The sequence below is a fragment of the Kumtagia ephedrae genome (assembly GCF_003012745.1).
Lineage (GTDB): Bacteria > Pseudomonadota > Alphaproteobacteria > Rhizobiales > Rhizobiaceae > Kumtagia > Kumtagia ephedrae.
Window position 1 is genome coordinate 50619 of sequence record NZ_PXYK01000029.1, and the last position, 12957, is coordinate 63575.

General features: G+C 66.5%; 13 protein-coding genes. 2 read left to right on the forward strand and 11 right to left on the reverse strand.

Going from position 1 to position 12957, the window contains the following annotated elements; translation table 11 throughout:
- Positions 1–43 precede the first annotated feature (43 nt).
- A complete protein-coding gene (locus tag C7I84_RS24010; RefSeq protein WP_106774749.1) occupies positions 44–1387 on the reverse strand; it encodes a glycosyltransferase in 1344 nt (447 codons plus the stop codon).
- Positions 1388–1742: 355 nt separating this feature from the next.
- Here C7I84_RS24010 and C7I84_RS24015 point away from each other — a divergent pair, with 355 nt between their 5' ends.
- Positions 1743–2591 (forward strand): transporter substrate-binding domain-containing protein, encoded by an 849-nt coding sequence (locus C7I84_RS24015; RefSeq protein ID WP_106774750.1) that lies wholly within the window; start codon positions 1743–1745, stop codon positions 2589–2591.
- A gap of 60 nt (positions 2592–2651) precedes the next feature.
- On the opposite strand, the gene C7I84_RS24020 is transcribed toward C7I84_RS24015, so the two are convergent.
- Positions 2652–3065, reverse strand: a complete 414-nt coding sequence (locus C7I84_RS24020; protein WP_106774751.1) for a tellurite resistance TerB family protein — start codon at positions 3063–3065, stop codon at positions 2652–2654.
- A gap of 156 nt (positions 3066–3221) precedes the next feature.
- Between C7I84_RS24020 and C7I84_RS24025 the strand changes: the two genes are divergently transcribed.
- The gene (locus tag C7I84_RS24025) at positions 3222–4874 is read left to right on the forward strand and encodes a lysine--tRNA ligase (RefSeq protein ID WP_106774752.1); all 1653 of its coding nucleotides are present in this window, start codon (positions 3222–3224) and stop codon (positions 4872–4874) included.
- Here the strand turns inward: C7I84_RS24025 and C7I84_RS24030 are convergent.
- The 9 genes from C7I84_RS24030 to C7I84_RS24070 form a co-directional block, all read right to left on the reverse strand.
- Positions 4837–5736, reverse strand: a complete 900-nt coding sequence (locus C7I84_RS24030; RefSeq protein WP_106774753.1) for a thermonuclease family protein — start codon at positions 5734–5736, stop codon at positions 4837–4839. The genes C7I84_RS24025 and C7I84_RS24030 overlap by 38 nt on opposite strands.
- A 1-nt stretch (position 5737) precedes the next feature.
- A complete protein-coding gene (locus tag C7I84_RS24035) occupies positions 5738–6388 on the reverse strand; it encodes a S24 family peptidase (protein WP_106774754.1) in 651 nt (216 codons plus the stop codon).
- An 86-nt stretch (positions 6389–6474) separates the two neighbouring features.
- Complete coding sequence (locus tag C7I84_RS24040; protein WP_106774755.1) at positions 6475–6786, reverse strand: type II toxin-antitoxin system RelE/ParE family toxin; 312 nt, start codon at positions 6784–6786, stop codon at positions 6475–6477.
- Positions 6776–6982 (reverse strand): hypothetical protein, encoded by a 207-nt coding sequence (locus C7I84_RS24045; RefSeq protein WP_106774756.1) that lies wholly within the window; start codon positions 6980–6982, stop codon positions 6776–6778. Before C7I84_RS24045 ends, C7I84_RS24040 begins: the two co-directional genes overlap by 11 nt.
- 172 nt (positions 6983–7154) lie before the next feature.
- Positions 7155–7700 carry a thioesterase family protein gene (locus tag C7I84_RS24050; protein ID WP_106774757.1) on the reverse strand — a complete coding sequence of 182 codons (546 nt, stop codon included), beginning with the start codon at positions 7698–7700 and terminating at the stop codon, positions 7155–7157.
- A gap of 7 nt (positions 7701–7707) precedes the next feature.
- Entirely contained in the window at positions 7708–9927 is a 2220-nt protein-coding gene (locus C7I84_RS24055; RefSeq protein ID WP_106774758.1) for a 3-hydroxyacyl-CoA dehydrogenase NAD-binding domain-containing protein, read from the reverse strand.
- Between the two features lie 179 nt (positions 9928–10106).
- Positions 10107–11315 (reverse strand): acetyl-CoA C-acetyltransferase, encoded by a 1209-nt coding sequence (locus C7I84_RS24060; RefSeq protein ID WP_106774759.1) that lies wholly within the window; start codon positions 11313–11315, stop codon positions 10107–10109.
- A gap of 24 nt (positions 11316–11339) precedes the next feature.
- A complete protein-coding gene (locus C7I84_RS24065) occupies positions 11340–11723 on the reverse strand; it encodes a RidA family protein (RefSeq protein ID WP_106774760.1) in 384 nt (127 codons plus the stop codon).
- Positions 11724–11734: 11 nt separating this feature from the next.
- The gene (locus C7I84_RS24070) at positions 11735–12904 is read right to left on the reverse strand and encodes an acyl-CoA dehydrogenase family protein (RefSeq protein WP_207771061.1); all 1170 of its coding nucleotides are present in this window, start codon (positions 12902–12904) and stop codon (positions 11735–11737) included.
- Between the last annotated feature and the right edge of the window lie 53 nt (positions 12905–12957).

Here is a 12957-nt window from a genome sequence, read left to right on the forward strand (position 1 = left end):
CGCCAACGTTTATCGTTGGCATAGCGCTTTTTAGGTGAGTTTGCTAGATAATGCCGCGAAAATGGTTGGACGTGCCGCCGAGGGGCAACGGCGTGCGCCGGCCCGACAGCCACGGCAGCAGTCCGCGGAAAAGCGCGGTATATTCGAAGGCGAAAAGCAGCGGGATGACCCCCTGGCCCCCATTGGATATCTGGAGCGGCGCCTGCAGGCAGGCGAGCTCGTCGCCCGCGCTCGCGAACCGGTGCCAGGCCTCGCGCAATTGCAGCCGGTGCGGCCGGTCTTCCGCGTCATAGAGCACGACGAAGTCACCCTTGACGAGCGGCAGCGCGTAGTCCAGCGCCTTGGGCTTGGTGCGCGGCAGGCTCGGCGGGACGCGCACCACCTCGACATGATGCGGCAGGCGCAAAGCGGAGAGCGCCGCCAGCGTCTCGAAATCGTCGGCCTCGCAGACCAGCTTGATTTCCAGCTTGCTTCTCGGCCATTCGAGGCGCTCCAACGCCTCGACAAGCTGGGACACGACCTCCGATTCGCGATGCAACGCCACGAGAACCGAGTAGAACGGCAGCGTGTCGGCGGGAATCCGCTCCAGCCCGGACGGTGTGCTGGCCGGCTGCACGGTGGCGGCGGCGAAGCGCAGACCGACGCAGGCGAGGAAGAACAGCGACGACAGCACATGCAGAGCCAGCAGTGCCTCCCAGGTCGCAACGACCAGCGACAGCGGCACGGTGACCAGCAGCACGGCCAGCATCGCGGCCTGCCAGGGGCTGATGACGTCCTTGGCGGAAAGGGCGGGAAACCGCTCGTGCAACCCGTTCCTCGCCTTCTTCACCAGCGCCATGGAGGCGCGCGCCAGGATGGCGCGACGCAGGGCGGAGGGCGACGTCAGATACAGGATCGGCTTCAGCCGATTGGAGCGCAGCAGCTTGCCGAGTTCCGTCAGGCGCATGCCCGACGGCGCGATCACCGGATGCGTGACGCCGTTGCGTCCCATCACCCAGGCGTGCAGATGCTTGCTGCGCGAGCGCAGGAAGAGGGCGCGGTCCTCCGGCTTCATGATCAGCCGATCGGGATCGATCTCCTCGAGGAAGCCCACGTCGAATTCGTCGGCTATCGTGGCAAACAGGTCGCGCTCGGAAACCAGATCGGACGCCAGCAGCTCGGACTGGAAGTCGGTGCCGTTGGCCGTGGCCCGGCTCGCCAGCTTCAGCACAATGCCGGGCGCGATCCGCAGCCTTGCGAGGATGGGGCGCCAGATTTCGAACTCGGGAAAGAAGTACCCGATCAGCTCGTCGCTCGGGTCCGGGCCGGCCGGCTTCGTTTCTTTGGGCCGAGGCGCGCTACCGGCAGCGTCCCCTGCCCGCCGCGAACCCGTGATTTCACCGTCCATGTCAGGCGGTCCCCGCCGGCTTGGCCGGCGGTCTTTCGAGCTCGCGCGAGCCGGCGAGACCGGCGCGGTCCCGGCCGGTCCGGCGCCGAACGCGATCAATCCTGCCGCTTCCGATGTGCGATCGGATATCCCCCATGGCAACGTCCCCAGGTTGCCGGTCCCGCGGCAATCCTATGCGCGCGGAATTTGCATTTCCAGCGGATTTGTCGGAATTTCTCATACCGGACTGTACAAGATGCCCGGATAGGAACAGGGGGTGCAGTCGACCTGGTTTTCGCGGAAGACAAGGGCGGTAGCCTGCACGTCATTGCTGCCGCTTCGGAGCCGTTCACTTGAGTTGGGAGCCACCGGTCCGATGAAATTCTGGGCTCTGCTTGCCAAGGTCGCGCTTGCGGCAGTCGTCCTGCTGGCCGGTCTCCATCGGCCGGCATGGACGGCCGAACCGCCTGTCTTCTGGGATGCCAGGGAGCGGCTGGCCAAGCCCGACCTTTCGACCTTGCAAAGGCTGCGCTTCCTCACCGCGACCGATTTTCCGCCGTTCAACTATCTCGATGCGTCCGGCCGGCTGTCGGGCCTGCATGTCGATCTGGCGAGAGCGATATGCGCGGAGCTGGCGATCGCCGAAAAATGCCAGATTCAGGCGCTGCCCTGGGACGAGCTCGAAACGGCGCTGGCCAGGGGCGACGGCGAGGCGATCATCGCCGGCCTCGCGGTCACGCCGCAGACACGCGCCAAATACGCCTTCTCGCGGCCCTATCTGCGGCTGCCCGCCCGTTTCATCATGGCGAAGGACAGGGTCTTGACCGAACCGCTCGCCCGCAAGCTGCAGGGCCGGCGCGTCGGCGTGGTCGCCGGTTCGGCGCATGAGCAATTGCTGCGCGATGCCTTCGCCGGCGTCCAGGTCGCGGCCTACGACACGCCGGACGCGCTGCTCGCCGACATGAAGGGGGCGAAGATCGACGCGGCCTTCGGCGACGGCATGCGGTTCGCCGCTTGGCTCGCCGCACCCGACGCCGCCGATTGCTGCCGTTTCGCCGGCGGTCCCTATCTGGCCCCCGACTATCTCGGCGGCGGGCTGGCGATCGCAGTCATGCCGGCCAACGAGGATCTGGCCGCGGCATTCGACGCGGCGCTGCAGCAGATCTCCGCGAAGGGTGTCTTCGCGGAGCTTTACCTCCGCTATTTTCCCGTCGGTTTTTACTGAGGGCGGTATCTTGTCTAACCACGAGGGCGCCAGACACTGGCGGCCCGCTCCGCGCGGTCTCTACGTCAGCGTGCGGTGCCGCGCTTTCGTGGCGCGCTCGATCGCCGCGGAGGTGGCATCCTCGACGGCAAGGTTCTGCCGCAGCATCTGCAGGATGCGCCTCTCCTCCATGCGCATTTCCAGGTCCGCCGTCGCCACCTCGAAGGCCGCGGCATAGGCGGTGTCGTGCAGGTGCACGGGTATGACCGTCACGGCCAGGTGGATGACGCGCTCCAGCCCGCCCTCCTCGTGCAGCAGCCGCTGGCACGCCTGCGCGACCGGGATCAGCCGCTCCTCGTCGAAATCCTCGAAGATCGGCCAGGTGCGGATGACGGCGCCGATGCGCGCCAGTTCGACATCGGTCATGTCGCGATCGGAGGCCGAGGTGACCACCATCAGATAGATCAGCGCTTCATGCGTGCTCGGCCTGGCCATCCCGTCTCTCCGCTTGTCGGCGACGCGGACCCTAGGCACCGCCGCGATCGGCCACAAGCGGAATCGCCCAAAAAGTTGACGCTGCCCGCCCTGCCGAATAGGGAAGGCGCATCTCCGGCGGGCGCCGGCTTATTCAGATACCAGGACCAGCGGAAAATGTCGGGATCCAACGTGATCGATCTCAGCCCCGAAGTGCTTGCGGCAGCGGCCGACAGCAAGGCGTGGCCGTTCGAGGAAGCACGCAAGATCATCGAGCGCTACAGGAAAACGGGCTTTCCCGACACGGTCCTGTTCGAGACCGGCTACGGCCCGTCCGGCCTGCCGCATATCGGCACCTTCGGCGAGGTGGCGCGCACCACCATGGTGCGGCACGCCTTCCGCGTGCTCACGCAGGACAAGGTCAAGACCAAGCTGCTGTGCTTCTCCGACGACATGGACGGCATGCGCAAGATTCCGGACAACGTCCCCGACCGCGCCTTCCTCGAGCCGTATTTGCAGATGCCGCTCACCGTCGTGCCGAATCCCTTCGGCGGCGGCTACGAAAGCTTCGGCCATCACAACAACGCGATGCTGCGGCGCTTCCTCGACACGTTCGGCTTCGACTACGAGTTCGCCAGCGCCACCGAATATTACAAGTCCGGACGCTTCGACGCGGTGCTGCTGCGAGCCGTCGAGCGCTACGACGCCATCATGAAGGTGATGCTGCCGACGCTGGGCGCGGAGCGGCAGGCGACCTACAGCCCGTTCCTACCGATCTCGCCGAAGAGCGGCCGCGTGCTCTACGTGCCGATGAAGCATGTCGATGCCAGGAACGGCACCATCACCTTCGACGACGAGGACGGCACGGAGACGACACTGCCGGTGACCGGCGGCCGGGTGAAGATGCAGTGGAAGCCGGATTTCGGCATGCGCTGGGCGGCGCTGGGCGTCGATTTCGAGATGTTCGGCAAGGATCACCAGACCAACCAGCCGATCTACGACCGCATCTGCGAAATCCTCGGCGGACGCGCGCCGGAGCATTTCGTCTACGAGCTGTTCCTCGACGACGTCGGCCAGAAGATCTCCAAGTCGAAGGGCAACGGGCTCAGCATCGACGAATGGCTGACCTATGCGCCGACAGAGAGCCTGGCGCTCTACATGTTCCAGCGGCCGCGGCAGGCGAAGAAACTCTATTTCGACGTCATCCCGAAGGCGGTCGACGAATATTATTCGTTCCTGTCGGCCTATCCGCGCCAGGCGTGGAAGGAGCGGCTCGGCAATCCGGTCTGGCACATCCATGACGGCAATCCGCCTGACATCGAGCTGCCGGTGAGCTTTGCGCTGCTGCTCAACCTGGTCAGCGCGTCGAACGCGCATGATCGCTCCGTGCTGTGGGGCTTCATCTCGCGTCATGCGCGGGGCGTAACACCGGAGACGCACCCAGAGCTCGACCGGCTGGCCGGCTATGCCATCCGCTACTTCGACGATTTCGTGAAGCCGCAGAAGTCATACCGCGCGCCGGACGCGGTCGAGCGCGGGGCGCTGGAGAGGCTGTCGGAAGCGCTGGGCGAACTGCCGGCCGGCGCCGACGGCGAGGCGATCCAGAACGCCGCGCTCAATGTAGCGCGAAAGATCGAGCGCTACCAGGATCATACCAAGCAGAGCCCGGAAGGTGGGCCCGGCGTGTCCGTCGCCTTCTTCCAGATGATCTACCAGGTGCTGATCGGCCAGGAGCGCGGGCCGCGCTTCGGCTCCTTCGCGGCACTTTACGGCGTCGCCGAGACGCGTGCCCTCATTGGGCAGGCGCTGGCGGGGGCGCTGGCGGCGTAGGGAACACGTCGACCGGCCCGGTCGTCGGCGGCACGATGATCTCGGGCGGCGGCTCGGCGCCCGGAGCCGCCATGATCGCTCCCGGCGCGGGCGGCGCCGGCAGTTGGCTGCCCGCAGGCGCCTCGGCCGGCGCGGTCATCGCCGGCGCGGCGCCGAACACACCCTTGCCGGCCTGCGCCGCCGTTTCGCCCAGCGCGACATAGGGGCCATCGGCCGCGGGCCGCGCCCAGCCGTTCTCGACCAGCCATTCGGCGATGTCCTCGGTGCCCATGCGGCAGGGCGCGACGATGGTTTCCGAGCCGGGCTGCGGCGGCACCTCGCAGGTCACCGAACGGCCGCGCAGCCAGGCGCGGAAGGCGGCCCGCGCTCGCGCCCCGCAGGGCCAGGACCGTCCCTGCGCATCGCAGGTCTCGTCCGGCCCGATCGGCTCGATGCCTTCGAACGCGATGCGATAACCCTTGACCTCGATCGTGCCCGCCGCCGTGGCGACCGGCTGGAACAGGATCATGTGCTGGCGCCGCTCGGGCGACTGCGCCGCCGCGGGCGGGCCCCCGGCAGCGCCGGTTTTCGTCCCGACCGGGCCGACGGCATCGTCGGGAAGCCCGGTATCCGCGGCAGCCGCCCGGTCCGTTTCCTCCCCGACAGCATCCGCCGCCGACTGTCGCTCCCTGCCCTTGAAGGCAGGCCGCTCGCTGGACAGGCGCTTCGACGCGCTCCCGTCCGCATCGGCAGGATCGGAGACAGCCGCGACGTCGGCCGGAACCGGCGGCCTGGAGCGGATCGCGGCACCGCCGACGAGGATGAGCGCCGCGCCGCCGGCAAGCAGCGCGACGGCGACCAGCTGGACGACGGACCGCCTCACCCTACTGGCTCGCCCACACGATGCGCGCCACCCACTCCACGTCGCGCATGGCGATCTGCCGGACCGGATGCTCGGGATTGATGGACAACAGCTCGATCTCGCGGGCGTTGCGACGCGCCAGCACCTTCGCCATCACCTCGCCGGAGGTCGTCTTGACGACGACGCGGTCGCCTTTGTGAACGGTGGCGCCCGGCTCGACGATCAGCACGTCGCGGTCGCGGTAGACGGGCAGCATGGAATCGCCCTGCACCTGCAGCGCATAGGCGTTGCCGGCGGCCTGCACCGGCAGCTCGACCAGGTCCCAGCCGTGGCCGGCCGGGAAGCCGGCATCGTCGAAGAAGCCGCCCGCTCCCGCCTGGGCGAAGCCGATCAGCGGAACGGTCGAGCGCTGCACGGGCAGGGCGCCGTCCGACCTGCCACTGGTGCCGGAAACCAGCGCGATGAACTCCTCGAGCGAGGAACTCGTCGCGTCGATGATCTTGGCCAGCGATTCGGTCGAGGGCCAGCGCGGCCGGCCGTCGGAAGACCGGCGCTTCGACTTGTTGAAGGCAGTGGAATCGAGCCCGGCGCGCTTGGCCAGCCCCGAAACGGACAGCGAATGGCGTTCGGCAAGGGCGTCGATAGCCGCCCAGACACGTTCGTGCGAGAGCATCGCGCAGCTCCGCCTGGCAAGGAAAAAATACCTGTCCGTTGTTCTAGAGCCGACGGCTGCCCCTGTCCAGAGGCGATGCGATGAGATTACTGCCTTCGATCCAACAGCCCGGGGCGATCCAAATCCATAGAAGAGTGAAGCACGCGAACGACTTCCAACCGCGCCATCGTCGCAGCATAGAAAACGATGTAGGGAGGAACCGAAAACCTTCTCAAATCCTCGCGTCCCAATCCCGAGGCCGAGGGTCCCATAAACGGCTTCTCCGTCAGAAGTCTGACCGCCTTGTCGAGGCGTTGCTGCATCGCCTTCGCGGCGTGGCGATCATCTGCCGCGATGTAAGACAAAAGACCGTCGAGGTCCCGCCGTGCCTGGCGTGCAAAAACCAGCTTAAGCGCCATACCGTGCCTTCAGGTCGGCAAGTACAGTCTCTCCGTCTTCGACCTCGCCGGCATCCAGCTCGCGCAGGCCGATCTCGATCTCATCGCGCAAAGCGAGATATTTATGGATGTAGTGCAGCAGGTCGTCGCCGAGCTTTTCGCGCAGCTCCTCCGGCAGCTTCTCGGCTTCCTGAACCGCGAGTTCCAGCTTGCTCATGGCGTCGTCTCCGCGTGCTTAAGGATAGCAGTCCGCCGCAAAGGGTAAAGGGCGACATCTTGAGCTTGACCGCAAGCGCCGAAATCCGCCGCGAGGCTTTGCCGGGACTTGATCGACGGAAGCATGGCAGACGCAGTATGGCAAAGGACTGCTAGGTGCCGCCGGGCGGTGATCACCCGCCCGTTTTCGCCAGCTCGCGCAGGCCGGCATGTGAGGCGATGAAAGCGCGCTCCGCCTCGGTCGGCAGGCGCGGCGCCGCCTCCTGGCCGAGCAGCCGCATCAACTCGTCCATCGGAATGAAGCGGCGGCCCGGGCGGTCATATACGCCGGCCGTCGTGGCGATGATCGCCGCGGTCGTGCCGTCCTCCAGAACGAAGCTGTGGCGGCCGATCACCGCCGTTCCTTCCCAGGTCTCCAGCGATGAGACGACCTCGAAGCGCTGCCACAGCCTTATCTCGCGCACGAACGCCGTTTGCAGGCCGCCCAGCATCGGCGCCCAGCCGCGCTCGCGCGCCAGCGCCCAGACGCCGCTGCGCAGGAAAATGTCGATCCGGCCGAGATCGGCCAGCATCATGTAGCGGGCATTGTTGAGATGCAGGTTGAAGTCGATGTCGGTCGGCAGGCAGCGGAACGCCAGCCGGCTCTCCGACCCGACGCTGTAGGCGCCACGGCTCTTCGCCGTGGCCGTCACCCGCGCAAAGCGCGCCCAGACATACATGCGCCGGTCACGCCGCCTGCTTTTCCTCGCCCTTCGTGTAGGGATCGAAGCGCTGGTAGAAGGTCTCGCCCTTTTCCGCTATATCGACAAGCAGCTTGGGCGCCTTGAACTGGTCGCCGTATTTCTTGCGCAGCTTCTTGGACAGCGCGACGAAGGCGTCCGCTCCCATGCCGTCGATATAGGACAGCGTTCCGCCGGTATAGGGCGCGAAGCCGAAGGCGAGGATCGAGCCGACATCGGCCTCGCGCGGATCCGACACGATGCCCTCTTCCATGACGCGCGCCGCCTCCAGCGCGATGGTGACGAGCAGGCGCTGCTTCAGCTCCTCGACGTCGACCTTCTCCGGCGCCTTCTGCGGGTAAAGGTCCTTCAGGCCGGGCCACAGCTTCTTCTTCGCCGGCTTGGCCGGATAGTCGTAAAAGCCCTTGCCGTTCTTGCGGCCGAAGCGGCCATGCGTGTCCACCATGGTGTCGATCAGCGCCATCTGCGCCGGATCGACGGCCTTGTCGCCGAGATCGCGTTTGGTCTGCCGCATGATCTTCTGCGCCAGGTCGATCGCCGTCTCGTCGGTCAGCGCCAGCGGCCCGACCGGCATGCCGGCCATCCTTGCCGCATTCTCGATCATCGGCGCCGGCACGCCCTCGATCAGCATGCGGAAGGCCTCGGCCATGTAGCGCAGCACGCAGCGGTTGACGTAGAAGCCGCGCGTGTCGTTGACGACGATCGGCGTCTTGCCGATGGCGCGCACATAGTCCATCGCCACGGCCAGCGCCTTGTCGCCGGTCTTCTTGCCGAGGATGATCTCGACCAGCATCATGCGGTCGACCGGCGAGAAGAAGTGGATGCCGATGAAATTCTTCGGCCGCGCCGAGTTCTTGGCCAGCGCGGTGATGGGGATGGTCGAGGTGTTGGAGGCGAAGGTCGCCGAGGATTTCAGCACGGCCTCCGCCTTCTCGGTCGCGCCCTTCTTCACCTCCGAATCCTCGAACACCGCCTCGACGACGAGGTCGCAGCCTTCGAGCTTCGCATAGTCGTCGGTAGGCGTGATCAGGGCTAGCAGCTTGTCCTTGTCCTCCGCCTTGGCGCGGCCCTTGGCCACCGCCTCGGAGATCAGCTTGTCGGAATGCGCCTTGCCCTTCTCGGCCGACGGCATGTCACGGTCGAGCAGCACCACCGGAATGCCCGCCTTGGCGGTGACATAGGCGATGCCGGCGCCCATGAAGCCGGCGCCGAGCACGCCGATCTTCCTGAATTTCGTCGGATTGACGCCTTGCGGGCGGCGCGCGCCCTTGTTCAGCTCCTGCAGCGACACGAACAGCGAACGGATCATCATCGCCGCCTCGGTCGACTGCATGATCTCGGTGAAATAGCGCTGCTCGATCCGCAGCCCGGTCTCGAAGGGCACCAGCAGGCCCTCGTAGACGCATTTCAGGATGGCGGTAACGGCGGGGTAGTTGCCAAAAGTCTCGCGACGCGAAATGGCGATCGCGGGCGGCCACAGATTGGCGCCGGCGGCGGAATAGACCGGCCCGCCGGGGATCTTGAAGCCCTTCTCGTCCCAAGGCTGGACCGGCTTCAGCCCGCCCTTGATCATCGCCTTGGCGGTCTCGACCAGCTTCTTCGGCTCGGCGATCTCGTGGATCAGGCCCATCTGCTTGGCGCGCTTCGGCGTCAGAGACTGGCCGGTGGTCAGCATCTGCAAGGCTTCCTGGGTATTGGCGAGCCGCGGTACGCGCTGGGTGCCGCCGGCGCCCGGGAAGATGCCGACCTTGACCTCCGGCAACGCCATCTTGACCTTGTCGCCATCGGCGGCGACGCGGCCGTGGCAGGCCAGCGACAGCTCGAAGGCGCCGCCCATGCAGGTGCCGTTGATCGCCGACACCCACGGCTTGCCCGACGTCTCAAGCTTGCGCCACAGCCAGCCCATGCGCCCGGCGCCCTCGAACAGCAGCTTCGTCGCCTTCTCAGGGTCCTTGGCCTTCTCGGCGTGGAAGATCCCGAGCATGCGCTTCAGCATGTTCAGGTCGGCGCCGCCGGAAAAGCTGTCCTTGCCCGAGGTGATTACCGCGCCCTTGATCGCCGCGTCGCCGGCGACCTGGTCGATGATCCTGTCGAGCTCGTTCATCACCTCCTCGGTGAAGACGTTCATCGAGCGGTCCGGCATGTTCCAGGTGACGAGGGCGATGCCGTCGGCGTCGGTCTCGACGGTGAAGTTGGTGTAGGTCATTGGGGAGCGTCTCCTTGGCGCGGCGTCTTCCCTCCCCCTTGAGGGGAGGGTGACCCGCGAAGCGGGTCGGGTGGGGTCATCTCAATGTCTCGGCCTGGCTGGGCGCCGGAGCGCTGCCGCCCCGACCCCACCCGGCCGCTTCGCGGCCATCCTCCCCTCGAGGGGGAGGGATAGTCGCGCTATACCCGCTCGATGATGGTGGCGGTGCCCATGCCGGCGCCGATGCACAGCGTCACCAGCGCGGTGTTCAGGTCGCGGCGTTCCAGTTCGTCCAGCACCGTGCCGAAGATCATCGCGCCGGTGGCGCCGAGCGGATGGCCCATGGCGATGGCGCCGCCATTCACGTTGATCCTGTCGGGGTCGATCTCGAAGGCCTGCATGTAGCGCAGCACGACCGAAGCGAAGGCCTCGTTGAGCTCGAACAGGTCGATGTCCTCGAGTTTTATCCTGGCGCGCTTCAGCAGCTTCTCGGTGACGTCGACCGGGCCGGTCAGCATCATCGCCGGCTCGGAGCCGATGTTGGCAAAAGCCTTGATGCGCGCCCGCGGCTTCAGCCCCATGGCCTTGCCTGCTTTCTTGGAGCCGAGCAGCACGGCGGCTGCGCCATCGACTATGCCGGAGGAATTGCCGGCGTGGTGGACGTGGTTGACTTCCTCCAGTTCGGGATAGCGCTGCACGGCCACCGCATCGAAGCCGCCCATCTCGCCGGGCATGACGAAGGACGGATTGAGCGAGGCCAGCGCCTGCATGTCGGTCGTGGGCCGCATGTGCTCGTCATGGTCGAGGATGGTGAGGCCGTTCTGGTCCTTAACCGGGATGACCGATTTCCTGAAATAGCCCTTCTCCCAGGCCTTCGCCGCGCGCTTCTGGCTCTCCACCGCATAGGCGTCGACGTCGTCGCGCGAAAAACCGTATCTGGTGGCGATGAGGTCGGCCGACACGCCCTGCGGCATGAACCAGCCGGGCAGGCCGACGGAGGGGTCCATGAACCAGGCGCCGCCGGACATGCCCATGCCGACGCGGCTCATCGATTCGACGCCGCCGGCGATCACGATCTCGTCGGCGCCCTGCGCGATCTTGGCCGCCCCGAAATTGATGGCGTCGAGGCCCGACGCGCAGAAGCGCGAGATCTGCATGCCGGGCGCCTTGGTGTCGTAGCCGGCCTCGAAGGCGGCCGAGCGCGGGATCACCGAGCCGGCCTCGCCGACCGGGTCGACGCAGCCGAAGATGATGTCGTCGACCTGCGACGTGTCGAGGCCGTTGCGGTCGCGCACTGCCTCCAGCACTTTTGCACCGAGCCGCACGGCCGGCACCTCGTGCAGCGATCCGTCCTTCTTGCCGCGTCCGCGCGGCGTGCGCACGGCGTCATAGACATAGGCTTCGGGCATGGTGGTCTCCTCGGCGTTTGGAAGTCAGGCCGCAGCGATGACTTCGATCTCGATGAGCCAGTCGTCGGCGAGGGTCTCGGCGACGATGGCGGTTGTTGGAATCCTGCGCCCGCCCAGCGCCTTCAGCCGGGCGGCAGCGTTCTTCTCGGCATAGGCGCGGTCGCGCAGGTAACTCGTCGCCCGCACGACGTTGTCGACCGACATGTCGGCGCTGGCGAGAATGGTGCGGATGTTGGACCAGATCAGGTCGAGCTGCTCGTCGACCGTCCTGCCCGCCGACCAGTCCGGATTGAGCCCCATCGTTCCGGCCACGAACAGGAAGCGCCTGGGATCGCGGACCTCCACGGCGTGGATGTAGTCGTCCGCCGGGTAGATGCCTTCCACGGGATTGTGGTCGATCCGTTGCACCGTTCCGCTCCCTACAGGCCTCTCGCGATCAGCAGCTTCATGATCTCGTTGGTGCCGCCATAGATGCGCTGCACGCGGGCGTCGCGGTACATGCGGGCGATCGGGTATTCGTTCATATAGCCGTAGCCGCCGAAGAGCTGCAGGCATTCGTCCACGACCTTGCACTGCAAGTCGGAGAGCCAGTACTTCGCCATCGAGGCCGTCGCCGGGTCGAGGCCACCGGCGATGTGCCGGGCGACACAGTCGTTGTAGAAGACGCGGCCGACCGTCGCCTCGGTCTTCAGCTCCGCCAGCTTGAACTGCGTGTTCTGGAACTCGATGATCGCCTGGCCGAAGGCCTTCCGCTCCTTGACATAGTCTATGGTGACGGCGAGCGCCCGCTCGATCATGGCGATGGCCTGGCCGGCGATCAGCAGGCGCTCCTGCGGCAGCTGCTGCATGAGCTGGACGAAACCCTGGCCTTCCTCGTGGCCGAGCAGGTTGGCGGTCGGCACGCGCACGTCGGTGAAGAACAGCTCCGACGTGTCGTTGGCCTTCATGCCGATCTTGTCGAGGTTGCGGCCGCGCTCGAAACCTTCGGCGCCGTCGGTCTCGACGACGATCAGCGAGGTGCCCTTGGCGCCCTTGGTCGGATCGGTCTTGGTGACGACGATGACCAGGTTGGCGTGCTGCCCGTTGGTGATGAAGGTCTTCGAGCCGTTGATGCGATACTGGTTGCCGTCCTTGTCGGCGCGCGTCTTGACGCCCTGCAGGTCGGAGCCGGCGCCGGGCTCGGTCATGGCGATAGCGCCGATCAGCTCGCCGGTCGCCAGCTTCGGCAGCCACTTCCTTTTCTGCTCCTCCGAGCCGTAGTGAAGGATGTAGGGCGCAACGATGGCGTTGTGCAGCACGATGCCGAAACCGTCGACGCCGGTGTGGCCGATGGCTTCGATGATGGCGCTTTCATGCGCGTAGGTGCCGCCCGAACCGCCATATTCCTCCGGCATCGACGCGCAGAGCAGCCCTGCCGCGCCGGCCTTCTCCCAGGCCGAGCGGTCGACGATCTCGTTCTTCTCATAGGTCTCGTAGTGCGGCGCGATCTCGTCGGCCATGAAGCGCCGCGCCATGTCGTAGAGCATGGCGACGTCCTCGCCCGCCCAGGCGGGTTTCGGCAGGCCGAGGATGGTGGCGGGATCGGTCATGGGCGCGACCTGGAAATGGTGAAGGCCGCCACACCCCCCTCTGTCCTGCCGGA

Bases quoted from the DNA above. Each gene is read 5' to 3' on its own strand.
- C7I84_RS24010 (WP_106774749.1), bottom strand. From the start codon at position 1,387: ATGGACGGTGAAATCACGGGTTCGCGGCGGGCAGGGGACGCTGCCGGT.
- C7I84_RS24015 (WP_106774750.1), top strand. From the start codon at position 1,743: ATGAAATTCTGGGCTCTGCTTGCCAAGGTCGCGCTTGCGGCAGTCGTC.
- C7I84_RS24020 (WP_106774751.1), bottom strand. From the start codon at position 3,065: ATGGCCAGGCCGAGCACGCATGAAGCGCTGATCTATCTGATGGTGGTC.
- C7I84_RS24025 (WP_106774752.1), top strand. From the start codon at position 3,222: ATGTCGGGATCCAACGTGATCGATCTCAGCCCCGAAGTGCTTGCGGCA.
- C7I84_RS24035 (WP_106774754.1), bottom strand. From the start codon at position 6,388: ATGCTCTCGCACGAACGTGTCTGGGCGGCTATCGACGCCCTTGCCGAA.
- C7I84_RS24040 (WP_106774755.1), bottom strand. From the start codon at position 6,786: ATGGCGCTTAAGCTGGTTTTTGCACGCCAGGCACGGCGGGACCTCGAC.
- C7I84_RS24045 (WP_106774756.1), bottom strand. From the start codon at position 6,982: ATGAGCAAGCTGGAACTCGCGGTTCAGGAAGCCGAGAAGCTGCCGGAG.
- C7I84_RS24050 (WP_106774757.1), bottom strand. From the start codon at position 7,700: ATGTATGTCTGGGCGCGCTTTGCGCGGGTGACGGCCACGGCGAAGAGC.
- C7I84_RS24055 (WP_106774758.1), bottom strand. From the start codon at position 9,927: ATGACCTACACCAACTTCACCGTCGAGACCGACGCCGACGGCATCGCC.
- C7I84_RS24060 (WP_106774759.1), bottom strand. From the start codon at position 11,315: ATGCCCGAAGCCTATGTCTATGACGCCGTGCGCACGCCGCGCGGACGC.
- C7I84_RS24070 (WP_207771061.1), bottom strand. From the start codon at position 12,904: ATGACCGATCCCGCCACCATCCTCGGCCTGCCGAAACCCGCCTGGGCG.